This window comes from Pedobacter sp. MR2016-19, assembly GCF_014947265.1.
Taxonomy (GTDB): Bacteria; Bacteroidota; Bacteroidia; order Sphingobacteriales; family Sphingobacteriaceae; genus Pedobacter.
In genome coordinates this window covers 81146-96089 of the sequence record NZ_JADCNK010000015.1, presented here as the reverse complement: position 1 = coordinate 96089, position 14944 = coordinate 81146, and the positions used below count along the sequence as shown (strand labels likewise).

The following is a 14944-nucleotide window of genomic DNA, read 5'->3' as shown; positions in this document are numbered from 1 at the left end:
TCATGAAGTTATAGCAATAAAATACCAATAGCATAAATAAAATATGCTGTAAATTGTTTTGTTATCATACCCGGAAGATTAGAATATATTTAAAATGAAAAATTACATCAGCTTTGCTTTAACCAGTTTAATTACATTATCGGCCTGTGGACAACCCAAACCACTTGAACAGGAAGCTTTAGGAAAGAAAAGCCCGGAAAACAGAAAACTGATGATCAAGACTGTTAAACTGCCAACGGCAATTAAAACCGGTGCAGAGCAGACTGAAAAATATCTCCCGCTGTTAAAAGGCAAGCGTGTTGGTATGGTCGTTAACCCTACATCGGTTATCGGTACGCAGACTTCGGTTGATAGCCTGCTGAAAAGAGGTGTTAAAATCCAGAAGATATTTGGTCCTGAACATGGTTTTAGAGGCAATGCGAGTGCCGGCGTTACCGTTAATGATGATGTTGATTCCAAAACAGGGATAAAAGCCATTTCACTTTATGGCAAACACAGCACACCTACAGCTGAAGATTTAGCAGATATTGACATTATGGTATTCGATATCCAGGATGTTGGGGTTCGTTTTTACACCTACATCAATACCCTACAACATGTTATGGAAGCTTGTGCTGCAAACAATAAAACATTATTGATTTTAGACCGCCCAAATCCAAATGGCTATTTAATTGATGGGCCGATTTTAGATCCAAAATTTAAATCAGGTATTGGTATACAACCTATTCCTATTGCACACGGCTTAACAGTTGGCGAATATGCACAGATGTTAAACGGCGAAGGCTGGTTAAAAAACAAGGTGAAATGCAAAATAACCATCATCAAAAACGCAAATTACAATCATGATATGGAGTATACTTTACCGGTCAAACCCTCTCCAAATTTAAATACACAACAAGCGATTTTACTTTATCCATCTACCTGTTTATTTGAAGGCACTTATTTAAATCATGGCCGCGGAACAATGTTTCCTTTTACTGTTGTTGGAGCACCATACCTTAAAGGTAAATTCGATTTCAGTTTTACGCCAAAAAGCATAAAAGGAATGTCTGAAACACCATTATTTCAGGATCAGGTTTGTTATGGCTTAGATTTAAGAACTTACGATACCTCAAAACTGGTAAAATCGAAACAGGTAAACATCAGCTGGTTAATCGAACTATACCAGGCATCGCCAAGAAAAGAAGATTTCTTTAATACCAAATTAAGTAAAGAAATGGGTATTATCGAAAGATTGGTTGGGGTGGCAGATTTCAGGCAACAGGTAATAAATGGAAAAAGTGAGGCAGAAATCAGGGCGAGCTGGGAACCCGGCCTAAGCGCTTACAAAACTATGCGTAAGAAATATTTGCTATACAATTAGTTATTGAATGAGAGAATGATTGAATGAGAGCAGGATTGAATTGCTCTTGCAATTATTTTCAAACTTAACAGATAGAGGTTTGTTATTATTTATAATTGATAAGCGTTGCGCTATTCAATCATCCAAAAATCAATCATTCAATAATTATAAGTATGAGCGGTCCAAAAGTGAAAAGCGATAAACCTGGAAGCAATTACCAGGAAGAGGTACCAAAAGGGAGAGAACCTGTTGACCACAAAACAGTAAGAAAAGAAAACGACAGTACACCCACTAAGCCTGTTCGGACGAATAATCCGGCGAAACAACGTGAAAACGAAGAACAACCTGTTCATCCGATTAAAAAGGCACCTAAAGAATAATTCAGAAATATCGTCATCTCGACTGTAGCGTTACCTCTATCGATTTTCATCAGCTGCGAAATGTAGCTGCCTATAACAGATTGCCCGACTGTGTTTCACTACACTCGAAATGACGATTTTTTACATCAAAATTGTCTATTTACTATTTGCTTTTAAAAACGACAATAAAACTTTCTCATCATGTGCCAGGCCCGATTTTCCGGTTATTTTATTGTTGTTCATTTTTTTTATGTATTTCCCCAGTTCATCATTCTCATAAGCGGTAAGCAACAGCGGATACACATAAGAACTTTTACATACGGCTCTCGTATTGCCTAACTTTTTCGCTACACAATCTAACACGGTAACAATGGCCTTTTTAGAGTTGAGGTTAAAGTTTTCGTCGGCGCTGCATTTCGAAAACTGACGCAAGGCTTCTAATGTGCCACCCCAGGTCCTGAAATCTTTTGCAGTAAAATCATCACCGGTAATTTCCCTGATGTAGGCATTTATTTTGCCAGAATCTATGCTTTTATGTTCTTTTCCATGAGTATAAAACTGGAATAACTCCTGCCCGGGAATATCCCTGCATTTTTTGACCAGTTTAGCTAAGGATCTATCATTCAGTTCTACTTTCTGCTGAACACCCTTTTTACCTATAAAATCCATCGTAATTTTACTGCCGTTGATCTTAACGTGTTTATCGCGTAAAGTCGTGAGCCCAAAGGAGCCATAAAGCTGTTTATAACTTTCGTTACCCACACGGATGAGTGTTTTTTGAAGCACATCTACCGAAATGGCTAAGACTTTACGTTCATCTAATTCTTTCCTTCTGAGGTCTTTTTCCAGGTTTTTTCTTGCGTTGGGTAAGGCCTTTCCAAACTCGAGTAAACGGAAATATTTATCTTCCGATCGGCGGCTGGTCCATTTGCTGTGGTATTTATATTGTTTTCTGCCGGCAGCATCAATACCGGTAACCTGCAGGTAGGCATTGGGTTTATTGGCAATCCATACATTTTGCCACGCGGGAGGAATAACTAGTGTTTTGATCCTCTCAAGGTGTTTCTCTTCGGTTATTTTATGTCCATCTTTATCTTCGTAGTGGAATTTCCCCGGTTTGCCTTTCCGGTAAATCCCAGGCATACCGTCGGTTACGTACACCAATCCACTTGCTTTAACAACATCTTTGCCTTGTACCATTTTTGCCTGTAAGTATGGGTTTATTTTTAGTTATTTTGCAAAACTTTAGCGTGGGTATCCACGTTATTTTTAGAAACACAACACTTTCTTTATGAAAATAGTTTTTATGGGTACGCCCGATTTTGCGGTAGCCTCTTTAGATGCCTTGGTACAAGCCAATTTCGATGTAGTTGCAGTAGTTACTGCACCAGATAAGCCTTCAGGTCGTGGCCAAAAACTGAACGAAAGTGCGGTAAAAAAATATGCTGTAGAAAAAGGAATTCCAGTTCTACAGCCTGAAAAGTTAAAGAACCCTGAGTTTATTGAAGAACTAAGATCTTACCAAGCCGATTTACAAGTGGTAGTGGCTTTTAGAATGTTACCCGAAGTGGTATGGAATATGCCTCCAAAGGGAACCATTAATTTACACGGATCGCTTTTACCACAATACCGTGGTGCCGCACCAATAAACCACGCCATAATAAACGGAGAAAAGGAAAGTGGTGTAACAACTTTTTTCCTTACACATGAAATTGATACCGGTAATATTATCCTTAGTGATAGCACCACCATTGCCGATGATGAAACCGCTGGCGACCTGCACGATAAACTGATGTACATTGGTGCCAACCTGCTGGTAAAAACGCTTAAAGCAATTGAGGCTGGAGAGGTTAACGAACAACCGCAGCCACAAAGCGGCGAATTAAAGCATGCACCTAAAATCTTCAAAGACGATTGCAAAATCGATTGGAATAACCAAGCGCAGACGATTTATAATTTAATCCGTGGCCTGAGCCCTTATCCTACTGCTTTTACTTTTTTAAACGATAAAACCCTGAAGGTATTTAAGGCCGAAATAGAAGATAAAGAACCGGGTATAGTTGCTGGCGGCTTTTTAACAGACGGTAAAACCTATTTAAAATTTGCCGCTAAAGATGGTTTTATCAAGCTTTTAGATATTCAGTACGAAGGCAAAAAACGGATGCTGATCGAAGATTTCTTGAGAGGAATGCGGTTGTAATTGGGAATTTGAGTTGTCAACTTTAATGACCATGATGCAAGAAAGTTGACAACTCTGCTAGTTGATTTCATGAAGGGTGGTTGGTCCAGAACAAGATTAGCATAAAAGATGTTTAATAATCCGATAGCTATAGCATCAGCATGAAGACAGCATTTAATATGCAGCAATTCTCTTTTGGAAAGCAGTAACAGTAACTTTTAGGATAATGCAGTCCCGCTCCCGCTTCTGCCAATTAGAAGAAAATTGGCATCCCGCTTTGATCGGGTTTAAGTGGCCACAAAGTGCAATTATTTGGGTTTAAATTGCAGAGTAGAACTATCCCTTGTTAAATAAACCCGACCGACAGCGTTATCCCGATTAGGGATTTGTTTCTCTTGTGAAGTAAATTTCATCGGGATTAAGCAAAGAGCGGGACTAACCTGAACCGAAGCACTACAAGCTTTGCTTTCCAAAAAAAGAAATGAGTTAAATATGAAGCGATCCAATCAGCTAGTATTTACAAAGTGTAAAATGTGATCTCTTGACCAGCGCATGATTAACGCTAGAAATTATTCAGCTTCTCAATCAAAAACTTAGATACTTCGTTAAAATAACGCTTTCTGCCGTAGCCCATTACCCATTGTATGCCTTGCGTAGCGTTGGTGATAAAAACTTCTTCAGCTTCTTTTAATATTTCAGGGTTGATCTGTGCCTCAATCAAAGGCATATCGTTCATTTTGCACAACTGCATAATAGCCGTCCGCATTACACCACTTATGCAACCTTCAGCTAATGAGGGCGTATAAATCTGCTTGTTGTACACCACAAAAACGTTAGCGCTAATGCTTTCGCAAAGAAAGCCATATTGGTTCAAAATCATCGCCTCATCCAGGCGGTTTTGACTTTTAAAAAGTCCGGCCATAACATACAGCAGGGCATTGGCTGTTTTAAAATTCGAGAGTTTATTAACCGGCTTGGTCATTTCGTCAAAAACATCTATGATCAAACCTTTGCTATTTAACTCATATGTGGATGCTTTTAAGGGAATGCCTTCTAAAATATAACCTGCTTTATTTATTTCGGGTGTATAAACACCTGCTCCTCCCCTATAAACTGAAAGACGAAAACGCACGTTACCGTTCCATTTGTTGCGTTTTGCCAGATCGGCGGTTTTTTGGCGCAGAAAATAATCATCCATTAAAGCATGACCGTCAATTTTAAGCGCCTTCATGCCAGCCGTTAATCTATCGGCATGTAAATCGGCAAATTGCAGCTTATTATTAATCATCCGCATGCTTTCGAACAGTCCATCGCCAAATTTGAAGCTTCTGTTGGAAGCTGTCAAAATCGGGTCATCTACCGCCTGAAATTCATCATTAAATAAGAGGTACTCCTGATGCATATTTTATGATGTAGCGATATAATTTTCCCATTTGGTTAGGCCAGCTTTAAAATCGGGTGGCAATGGCGATTCAAAATAAACATACTCTTTAGTGGTGGGGTGGATAAAACCCAAACTTTGTGCATGTAAAGCCTGACGTGGCAACAATTCGAAACAGTTATCTACAAACTGTTTGTATTTATTAAACGTAGTACCTTTTAAAATCTTATCGCCACCATACATCGCATCGTTAAAAAGTGGATGACCAATATGTTGCATGTGTGCCCTGATCTGGTGCGTACGGCCCGTTTCTAACTCACAGCTGATTAAGGTAACATAACCCAAACGTTTTAATACTTTATAGTGTGTTACAGACCATTTCCCTTTTTCTTCATCGTCGTAAATATCCATCACCCGACGGTCTTTCACACTTCTGCCAATGTAACCGGTTACCGTTCCATCGTTTTCGATATCGCCCCAAACCAACGCAATATATTTACGGGTAATGCTGTGATCAAAAAACTGACGTGCAAGGTGCGTAATCGACTTTTCATTTTTACTGATTAGCAGTAAACCCGAGGTATCCTTATCAATACGGTGCACAAGGCCTGGGCGGCCATCATTGCCCGGCAGTTGAGGGAGTTGCTCAAAGTGGAATGCCAAAGCATTAACCAAGGTTCCGGTATAATTGTTAAAACCTGGGTGTACAACCATCCCGGCAGCTTTATTTACCACCAAAAGATCGCTATCCTCGTAAATGATATCCAATGGCAAATCTTCAGGATAAACTTCGGTATCGCGCGGTGGGTGCGGTAAAACAATAGATATTTCATCATGAGGTTTAACCTTATAACTCGCTTTGATCTGTTTCTGGTTAACCAATACATTTCCTGCATCAATTGCATTCTGAATACGGTTTCGGGAAGCATTTTCTACGCGTACCATCAAAAATTTATCGATACGCAGCAAAGACTGCCCCTTATCGACAATAATTTTTAAATGTTCATATAATTCCTGCTCTTCTGATTCCTGCAATTCGACCACATTTTCCATGGGGCAAAAATAAACTTTTAACTTCAAGAATTTTTTAATGATTACAGTTTTAAAGAAAACAACTCTATCTTTAGACAAAGAAATCATCCTAAATCGTTTATATGAAGAAATATCACATTTTAAAAGCTTTATGTGCCTTATTTTTATTGGCAACGGCTGAAAAAGCAAGTGCTCAACAAGATGTTGGAGGCTTGTTTGTGGGCGGACCAGCCGATGCAACCAAATTGGTTAATGCCTATTTCGATCCTTTATACAAAGGCTTAGGACTGGGTTTAACCGATGGATGGTCTAACACTGCCCAATCAAAAGGTTTTTTAAAATTTGATGTCAGGGTTTCAGCCTCCGGGGCTTTTGTTCCGCAATCGGCCAGAAGTTACGATGTAAATACATTAGGCTTAAGCAATATTAAACCTGCTCCTGGTGCTTCTTCAATAGGCCCTACTGCTTTTGGCGATGATCGCGAAGGTGGTAAAATGGAAGTGTACACCAGCAGCGGTATCCCTACAGGTAAATTTTTCAACCTGCCACAGGGCGTGGGTTTCCATGTAGTACCTTCGGCACAGATACAGGCTACACTGGGTTTACCAAAAAACATTGATGTTACTTTAAGGGCAATGCCTAAAGTAAAATTGGGTAACGATTTAGGAAGTTTATCCATGATCGGTTTTGGTGCAAAAGTTGAACTTTTACCTTTATTTATGGGATCAACAACAGAGAAACTGGTTCCTGTAGACATTGCAATCGCAGGAGGATTTACCCAATACAAATATAATTTACCATTGAATATCGATAATTCGACGAATTCGGATCAACGTATAGATGCTAAATTCAATGGTGTAAACTTTGATGCCATTGTTTCCAAAAAAATTCTGTTTTTCACCCCTTTCGCCAGCATCGGTTACCAAACTTCAAATACTAATTTAAAGGCTTTGGGTACTTACCGTTTTGCCACCAGTGCCACAACTTCGGCAACTTATGTTGACCCGATTTCGGTTAAACAAACCGACATTGATGGTGTGAGGGCAAGTTTAGGCTTTCAGCTGAAATTTGGTTTCTTTAAATTTTATGGCTCGTATACCCAGGCAAAATACAGCATGGTTAATGCAGGTATTGGGTTAGGGATCGGTAAATAACAAACGATTAGATATAATTTTGTTTAAAAACACCTGAAATATTCAGGTGTTTTTTATTTTTACACGTGTTCGAAGAAATATATAGCCCGGTACAAAAAATAACATTTGCACCTTTTAACAATCTTTCTATAAAGCGGGATGATCTGATTGACCCCTATATTTCGGGTAATAAATGGCGCAAACTTAAATACATTTTAGCTAAGGCTGAGGAGGAAAAAAAAACACATTTGGTCACCTTTGGAGGGGCTTATTCCAATCATCTGGTAGCTACAGCTGCTGCTGCATCAAGATCAGGGTTAACCGCTACAGCTTTTGTACGTGGAGAAGAAGTACAGAATGAAATGTTATTGCTATGCAGTTTATTCGGGATGAAACTCATTTTTACCGACCGTGAAAGTTATCGGGATAAACACAAATTGTTTCAACAGCATTTTGCTGACGATGAAAAAAGCTATTTTATTGATGAAGGTGGTGCTTCGCCAGAAGCTACTATAGGCTGTGCAGAAATCATCGGTGAGTTAACCGAAACTTACGATCATATTTTCTGCGCTGCCGGAACGGGAACCACAGCTGCAGGTTTATTGAAAGGAATTCAGCAACATCAATTAAACACGAAACTCCACATTATTCCCGTGCTAAAAGGCGGTTCATTTATTGAAGATGAAATTGTGCAGCATACGCCTCTTTCTGATCATTTAAATCTCCACTTAGATTATCACTTTGGCGGCTATGCAAAAATAACCCCTGAACTGATCAGCTTTATCAAAAATTTTACTTCAAAAACCGGACTGCTGCTAGATCCTGTTTATACGGCAAAGATGTTTTATGCCATTTTTGATTTACAGAAACGAGGAATTATCGGTAAGGATGAAAAAATCCTGGCCATCCATACCGGAGGATTGATGGGGCTTTTTGGGATGAAGGATAAGTTTTAAATATATTTATAGCTTTTTCATTCTTAAAATCAACTTCGTACCAGGGATTGGTGGCTGTACTGTTTGATTCCCATGAAGACCTGTAGCTATCATCATTTGCAAAATCCATAATATTCATGTCGTTGCTCCAGCTCGAGTTGCTTGCCTCGAAATTGATTCTACAATGAGTTGGTTGCTTAAATTTATGGACAGCCGATCAGATAAAGATAAGCACTTGCCAGTTGGGTATGCCGGGGGAAACAAAGTAGCATCTAGTTACCTTGCTCATTTCTACTTTATCAGTTTTAATGCTGTTTCAAGAGCTTTATCGGCTATCACTTCCTTATCAGGACGTACACCAACGCCTTCCCAGTTCGTTTTCGTAATCGGATTTATTGCTCTGGAATTGGGAATATTAGCCGTAAATCCGTTACCTACCGGTTCTGGAGCTACGGGATGCGCACCGCCTCCGGTACGTTCGCCAACAATTAACGCCCGGCGCTGGGCTTGAAGATCGTAAGCCAATTCCTCTCCAGCTGAAAAGGTTTGATTATTAGTTAAAATATAGATTGGGATGGTCTTAAGCGCCTGTAAAGAAGTTTCTGGTATTGCCCAGAATTGAGTATAAGAGCGGTCGTTACGGCAATAAAGGTCGTTTAGATGTGTTTTTTCTTTGAAGAAGAATCCGCAGAAAAAACTTACAGCCGCCGGATCTCCACCCCGATTATCCCTGAGGTCGATTATTAGTGCATTACTATTGCTAATAAACTGTAATGCCGCTGTAACTGCTACCTTAGCCTCCTGGTCAGGCGGGAAAAAACCTTTCAACTTTAAATACCCTATATTTCCGGGCATAATTTCAGCTTTTTCCATTCCAAAATTTACTTCTTTTCTGAATTGAAGACGCCTTGTCCTTTGTGCAACGGTATCAGGTTTTTCTTCTAATTCAGCTGTCTGAGGATCATAGCTAATCGACAAGTGACCATCTTGATAAACCGACAGTAGGTCCGTAGTTAATTTGTTTGCAAAAACACTTGGTGTCTTGATGGTATCGTAGACACCCATTTTAAATTGCCGGCTAATAAAATCCCCCATCCGAATGGCAGTATCAAGAAAAATATAATTTTCTTTTAAGCTCTTTGAGATGCCAGCAATGGTTTCTGCTTTTATTTTCTTTGTTAGAACACGATTCTGTGAAATCGCCGCCAAAGAACACGACAAAACTATCAAAAGGAACAGTGTAAAAGTTTTCATATGTTATAGTTTAATACAATTTAAAAAAATGCACCATTTGGCGGTTCTTTCTGTCTACATTCATAACATAGCGTCTTTGTAGTGGCTTGCCAAGAACGTAAATGTACACTATTTATCCTGTCTGCAACATTAGCCCTCACTTTCATCTAACCGTGTACTTTATATTTAAAGTTACTCATGATGGTAAGGGTTATTATATCATCGGTCGGGTTTCCTTTGATAAACTAAGCCCCATCCCTGTTATAATATCCTGTAAACTCCGGGGATTTTCGGGCTAAAAAGAGAACTTGATATCAAATATCTACTGATTGCCTGTCTCATCTACTACCAGTTCATTAATTCCGTATCTTTCCAGAAAAGAAGCAAAATTATTCATTGAAAGAGATGGAACCTATACTATTTAGAATTCTTATGTTCAGCATGATCCCAATCGGCATCTTTTTGCTGGTCAAAGTCATCAGGATGCTCAAAAAAACTTTCAGTGGAAAAATCATCAAGGAAATACCTTTCCAGGATAAATCAGGCACCTTTGAATTACCGGAATCGGGGCATTATGCCATCTGGCAAAAAGGACAGCTATTCCGGAAAACTCCAATCGGTGACTTCAAGCTACAAGTCAAGGATGAAAGCGGAACAATAATCAGACTCAATCCCACCTGGTTCAGGGTGCATAAAAATGGATGGGATACTGGCAGAACCGAGCTCAAAAAGTTTACAGCAGCTGCCGGCAAGTATACCCTATCTCTCCTCGATCAACCTGACGGTAATCTCCTACAAAAAATGCTTAAAGACACGTTGCCAGTCAAACCAGTAGATAAAGACCATTATTTTATACAGATTCGCGAAAGTCAGCCAGTGTATTATTTTCTAATCGCTATCCCCCTTTTAACATTAAGCGGTTTTTTGATGATCATAGGACTCGTTGCTGGGCTAGTGGGTCCTCAGATTGCTGTAGATATGGGTATCTTTTAATCCCGGACAAATTAATAGAAGATTGTGGGATCTGATATTTTTTATCAGATTCAGTGTGTAATCCAAAGCGTTCCGATATTCAACCTTTTGATCTGTATGATCACAGGAAGCACTTGTTGGAGCAAAAGCTTGCACTGGTTACGCTTTTGATATAAAATGAGGGATGATGTATTTGGCAAGAATTTCAAAAGCCTGCTTTGCTTTGAAAGTTTTATAATTGCCCTGGGTAAAAACTACTGTCAGGTTTAAACGCTTGATAACAAAAATGTATTGCCCCCCGTTACCGGATGCGAACAATACATCTTCTTTAAAAAGGTCAGTTTTTATCATTTCCCTGTACCAATAAAATCCATAGTAAGCCTGCTGTGGGTAAGCGAACTTGGTTCGACTCGTTTGCATATAAGAAAAATCCGGGATCTCAATTTTACAGTCTGTAGACTGCTGAATCCAACGCTTTGAAATTACCATTTTACCATTCCAAACCCCATCGCCTTTCACAAGCTGACCTAATTTAATCATATCAACCGGCCTGATGTAAAAAGAGCCCGCGGTCATGCCATTACCAGATGAATCAGTACTCCATTTGTAGTGCGTTATGTTCAGCGGCTTAAACAGGTACTTTTCTGCAAATTTCATTACAGTCATATGAGTGGCTCTTCGCAAAACACCGCTGAGAATCATAGGATCGACCGAAGTATACGACCAGATTTCCCCGGGCTTATGAATCATTTTAATTTCAAGTCCATATTTCACCCAGTTATCGGTCTGGCTCATTTCATCTTCACAATCCTTTGTTTCATTAAATTCTTCGCAGTCCAGCCCGGATTTCATTTCCAGCAGGTTTCTGATGGTGAGCAATTTTTTGAGCGGATCTTCTTTCAGCCATGGGTATTCAGGAAAGAATTCATAAATTTTTTGATCAACATTTTTTATAAAACCTTTATCTATTGCGATGCCGACCAATAAACTCGTGACCGATTTAAATGAAGACCGGGTGTCGTGGAGTGAATCGCGGGTGTAGCCATTAAAATAGGATTCCATTAACAAATTTTTCCCCCGGGCAATCAGTAAACTATGAATTTTTGGATAATGGTTGCTTAAGATTGAATCCTTTAACTTACTAAGAAGGGAATCCTGACGCTTTACGGGCAACAAAGCAAAGGAGGTGAAGAAGCCCAAGGAAAAGAATATGCTGAAAAATAGTTTTTTTATCATGTTTTACAGGGCAGTGAACTAATAACAGTTAATTAATTTTTGAGGGGAAAGTTACAAATTAAGTAGTTCTAATCGCTTTGTTATTACTTGCGCCAGACTTTTGGTTAGGAAAACAATAAGGAAATGGTGATTAGCACAATTATTTAATTTCATGTAATAATGGTTTGTAAAGAAGGTTTAATATAAGTTCTTATCTTACAGGACTGTCATAAATGCACCCATAATCAAGTATTGAATGAATCCAACTTCAAATATCTGCGATCTGCTTATCCTAGATAACATAGAGATGTTTACTTCTGAGAAAAGGAATATTTTCCTTTCACATCCGTTTTTTGGTAACGAAACGCTAAAACAGCAATGGGAAATACTGAAGAAACTAAAAAAAATCAATATTTAAATTTTATCAGATTGAATAATATAAAAACTATTATGATAACCTATAAACTAAGGAAAACCTGTTATTTATTCTTCATTTTGACATGTTTTTGTTCGAAGTCTTTTGCGCAAAGTAATCAGGACAATACCTTAAAAGGTATCATTAAAGATTCGAATAATGAGGTTATAGATGGTGCAACTCTGTTTTTAAAAAGCGGTATTGATGGTGAGTTAATTAAACAGACATTGAGCAATAAGGATGGCAACTTTTCTTTTACGGTTAAGTCTGGTACTTATCTGATTTTTATTAGTTATCTGGGCACGCTGTCTTACCAGAGTGAGCTGTTAAAATTAACAGGCAACATGGATGTAGGTGTTATAACGATTGAAACTACCGCCCACAGTTTAAAAGAAGTTGTTATTCAGAGTTCCATGAGTAAGCCGCTTGTTAAAATCGAAGGAAGAAAAATGATTTATAACATTGAAAAAAGCATAACAGCTCAGGGTTTAAATGGCTTGGAAGCTTTAAGAAAAACACCGGGAGTAGTTGTGAACCAGGACAATACTATCACCCTGAATGGAGCCAGTGCTGCGTTGGTGATGATTAATGGCAGACAGACCTATTTACAGGCTGAAGAATTGACTCAACTGCTTAAGTCAATGTCCGCATCCGATTTAAAAGCCATTGAAGTCATCAAAAATCCTTCTGCTGAGTATGACGCTGCCGGAACTGGTGGCATCGTCAATCTTGTACTTCAAAAATCAATTGCAGAGGGTTTCAACGGTACTATTAATAATGGTGTCGCTTTTGGTATTACCTTAAAACAAAACACCAATTTGAACCTTAATTTTCGAAAGGGTAAATTTAATGCCTTCGGTAGTTACAATCATAATTTTGGACATTTTGCGATGGACTACGACTATGACCGGACAACAAACGGAAAGGTATACTTAAACTCCAATCATGATGTGGACAAAAAACATAGTATGGGATCTACTGTCGGTTTAGATTACGCAATAGATACCACCAAAACAATCGGAATGGTAGTGAATGGTAATTTTTCAAGTGGTGGCGGCTTGATCACACCGACGACAAATATTTTTGATCAGTTAACAGGAGCACTTTTACAGACACTTAAAAGTGAGAGTAGCTATCCGGCACAAAGAGCCAGACGTTATAACGCCAACTTAAACTATAGGTATAAAGGTAGTAATCGCACAAGTCTGGACATAGATGCCGACTATGGCATTTTTGATGCTGCTACAGAAAATTTGAGTACCAATGCTTTTTATTCAGCTGAAGGAAAATTCCAGTCCTCAAATAATTTCCTTGTGGCCAATAGCCGAAATATTAAGCTATATGCGGTTAAGGGTGATTATGGCTTTCCAATCGGGAAAGGGCGGATGTTAACAGGCGCCAAGTTCTCTGAGGTAAATGCAAAAAATGTATTTGACCAGTATGATGCAAATGGCAGCGTCAATATTATTGATATCAACCTGTCCAATACTTTTGACTACAAGGAACAAATAAGTGCTGGATACCTTAAATATGAAACGCCAATAAATGATGCACTGAGCTTTGATCTTGGCGTGAGATTAGAACATACACATTCCGAAGGAAACTTACTACCGACAGCAGGTAGTAGTCAATCTGCAACTTCTGTAGTTAGAAACTACCTGAACGTTTTCCCTACGGCTGCAATAACTTATAAAACTAAGCAAGAAGGCACCTACAACCTAAGTTTTGCACGTCGCGTTGACCGCCCGGCTTATAACAACCTGAATCCATTTTCATATCCTGTAGATGAACTCTCCTATTGGAAAGGTAATCCGTTCCTGCAGCCACAGTATGCGAATACATTAGCGCTTCAATATAGTTACAAAAAGACGACCATCGCTGCCAGTTACACACATACAAGCGATATAAGCAGCACTATTACGGAAGTAATTAAAGGGAGTATCATTAATATGGTGCCCAGGAATATCGGATTTCAGAACAATATAAACCTAACTGTTACACAACAGATCAGGTTGGCAAAATGGTGGAATATGAGTCTGACCGGTATTGGATATCGTCTGGAGAATAAAGTAGGAACTATAGATTATGGGAATTATAACCGGAGCCGTTTTGCGGGAACGATTAATATTCAACAAACCTTCAATCTTCCCAGTCACATTACTGCCGAGGCAATAGGCGTGGTTAACTCAAAAAATATAAGTGGATTAAATACTTATATAAAGGGTAATTCACAGGTTGACATTGGCCTGCAAAAGAATTTGATGCATGAAAAAGCAACGCTTAGAATAGCGGCTTCCGATATATTAAGGAAAAATAAGATTATTACAGATACTCAACTTAACAATTTACTGCTTCATACCACCTATGTAGGTGAGAGCCGACAGATCAGATTGAGTTTTACCTATCGCTTTGGAAACACCAAGATCAAATCAAAAGACAGCCGCGAGTCTGGACTGGAAAATGAATCGCAACGATTATAGCGTTTTAAGATTATTTTTTTTTTTAGAAAAATAGTCAATGAATACAATAATAAAAAACAACATTAAAATAATAATAGAGCTAATTTCACAAAAAAGTAAGGAATAAATCTAATGGAGAAAGATGAAATAGAGATGCTTTGAAAGAGATTCCTGCCAAAAAGTTTTCCACACCTGTGAAGTCCAAAACCCTATTTTGTCTATAATCATACTTTAAACTGTTTAAACCTATTTTTTGCTTCATGGGCACAAAAAGTGCTTAAATTTTGAT

General features: G+C 38.7%; 12 protein-coding genes. 7 read left to right on the top strand and 5 right to left on the bottom strand.

Annotated elements, in window-relative coordinates; all coding sequences use genetic code 11:
- Window positions 1-211 precede the first annotated feature (211 nt).
- Together IM793_RS17880 and IM793_RS17875 are read left to right on the top strand one after the other, a co-directional pair.
- Window positions 212-1363 (top strand): exo-beta-N-acetylmuramidase NamZ domain-containing protein, encoded by a 1152-nt coding sequence (locus IM793_RS17880; protein ID WP_370629816.1) that lies wholly within the window; start codon window positions 212-214, stop codon window positions 1361-1363.
- Between the two features lie 152 nt (window positions 1364-1515).
- Window positions 1516-1722, top strand: coding sequence for a hypothetical protein (locus IM793_RS17875; protein ID WP_121287149.1), 207 nt, complete (start codon window positions 1516-1518; stop codon window positions 1720-1722).
- A gap of 135 nt (window positions 1723-1857) precedes the next feature.
- On the opposite strand, the gene IM793_RS17870 is transcribed toward IM793_RS17875, so the two are convergent.
- Window positions 1858-2901, bottom strand: a complete 1044-nt coding sequence (locus IM793_RS17870) for a DNA topoisomerase IB (protein ID WP_193423695.1) — start codon at window positions 2899-2901, stop codon at window positions 1858-1860.
- Window positions 2902-2992: 91 nt separating this feature from the next.
- On the opposite strand from IM793_RS17870, the gene fmt reads away from it, so the two are divergent.
- Complete coding sequence (gene fmt / locus IM793_RS17865) at window positions 2993-3901, top strand: methionyl-tRNA formyltransferase (RefSeq protein ID WP_193423693.1); 909 nt, start codon at window positions 2993-2995, stop codon at window positions 3899-3901.
- 541 nt (window positions 3902-4442) lie between these two features.
- Here fmt and IM793_RS17860 read toward each other — a convergent pair.
- Window positions 4443-5282 carry an aminotransferase class IV gene (locus tag IM793_RS17860; protein WP_193423691.1) on the bottom strand — a complete coding sequence of 280 codons (840 nt, stop codon included), beginning with the start codon at window positions 5280-5282 and terminating at the stop codon, window positions 4443-4445.
- Window positions 5283-5285: 3 nt separating this feature from the next.
- On the bottom strand, window positions 5286-6314 hold the full coding sequence (locus IM793_RS17855) for an RluA family pseudouridine synthase (RefSeq protein WP_132395286.1): 1029 nt from the start codon (window positions 6312-6314) through the stop codon (window positions 5286-5288).
- Between the two features lie 101 nt (window positions 6315-6415).
- Here IM793_RS17855 and IM793_RS17850 point away from each other — a divergent pair, with 101 nt between their 5' ends.
- Together IM793_RS17850 and IM793_RS17845 are read left to right on the top strand one after the other, a co-directional pair.
- On the top strand, window positions 6416-7447 hold the full coding sequence (locus tag IM793_RS17850) for a DUF6588 family protein (RefSeq protein WP_193423689.1): 1032 nt from the start codon (window positions 6416-6418) through the stop codon (window positions 7445-7447).
- A gap of 65 nt (window positions 7448-7512) precedes the next feature.
- Window positions 7513-8382, top strand: coding sequence for a pyridoxal-phosphate dependent enzyme (locus IM793_RS17845; protein WP_193423687.1), 870 nt, complete (start codon window positions 7513-7515; stop codon window positions 8380-8382).
- Between the two features lie 270 nt (window positions 8383-8652).
- Here the strand turns inward: IM793_RS17845 and IM793_RS17840 are convergent, their stop codons facing one another.
- Window positions 8653-9615: a S41 family peptidase gene (locus IM793_RS17840; protein ID WP_193423685.1), complete on the bottom strand. Its 963-nt coding sequence runs from the start codon at window positions 9613-9615 to the stop codon at window positions 8653-8655.
- Between the two features lie 384 nt (window positions 9616-9999).
- Here IM793_RS17840 and IM793_RS17835 point away from each other — a divergent pair, with 384 nt between their 5' ends.
- Complete coding sequence (locus IM793_RS17835; RefSeq protein WP_193423683.1) at window positions 10000-10587, top strand: hypothetical protein; 588 nt, start codon at window positions 10000-10002, stop codon at window positions 10585-10587.
- A gap of 138 nt (window positions 10588-10725) precedes the next feature.
- Here IM793_RS17835 and IM793_RS17830 read toward each other — a convergent pair whose 3' ends face one another.
- The gene (locus IM793_RS17830; RefSeq protein WP_227256307.1) at window positions 10726-11802 is read right to left on the bottom strand and encodes a serine hydrolase; all 1077 of its coding nucleotides are present in this window, start codon (window positions 11800-11802) and stop codon (window positions 10726-10728) included.
- 474 nt (window positions 11803-12276) lie between these two features.
- Here IM793_RS17830 and IM793_RS17825 point away from each other — a divergent pair, with 474 nt between their 5' ends.
- Window positions 12277-14676: an outer membrane beta-barrel protein gene (locus IM793_RS17825; RefSeq protein ID WP_193423679.1), complete on the top strand. Its 2400-nt coding sequence runs from the start codon at window positions 12277-12279 to the stop codon at window positions 14674-14676.
- Window positions 14677-14944 lie beyond the last annotated feature (268 nt).

Excerpts from the sequence above, each read along its gene's own strand:
- IM793_RS17830 (WP_227256307.1), bottom strand. The coding sequence starts at position 11,802 with ATGATAAAAAAACTATTTTTCAGCATATTCTTTTCCTTGGGCTTCTTC.
- IM793_RS17870 (WP_193423695.1), bottom strand. The coding sequence starts at position 2,901 with ATGGTACAAGGCAAAGATGTTGTTAAAGCAAGTGGATTGGTGTACGTA.
- IM793_RS17860 (WP_193423691.1), bottom strand. The coding sequence starts at position 5,282 with ATGCATCAGGAGTACCTCTTATTTAATGATGAATTTCAGGCGGTAGAT.
- IM793_RS17875 (WP_121287149.1), top strand. The coding sequence starts at position 1,516 with ATGAGCGGTCCAAAAGTGAAAAGCGATAAACCTGGAAGCAATTACCAG.
- IM793_RS17850 (WP_193423689.1), top strand. The coding sequence starts at position 6,416 with ATGAAGAAATATCACATTTTAAAAGCTTTATGTGCCTTATTTTTATTG.
- IM793_RS17840 (WP_193423685.1), bottom strand. The coding sequence starts at position 9,615 with ATGAAAACTTTTACACTGTTCCTTTTGATAGTTTTGTCGTGTTCTTTG.
- IM793_RS17855 (WP_132395286.1), bottom strand. The coding sequence starts at position 6,314 with ATGGAAAATGTGGTCGAATTGCAGGAATCAGAAGAGCAGGAATTATAT.
- fmt (WP_193423693.1), top strand. The coding sequence starts at position 2,993 with ATGAAAATAGTTTTTATGGGTACGCCCGATTTTGCGGTAGCCTCTTTA.
- IM793_RS17835 (WP_193423683.1), top strand. The coding sequence starts at position 10,000 with ATGGAACCTATACTATTTAGAATTCTTATGTTCAGCATGATCCCAATC.
- IM793_RS17880 (WP_370629816.1), top strand. The coding sequence starts at position 212 with ATGATCAAGACTGTTAAACTGCCAACGGCAATTAAAACCGGTGCAGAG.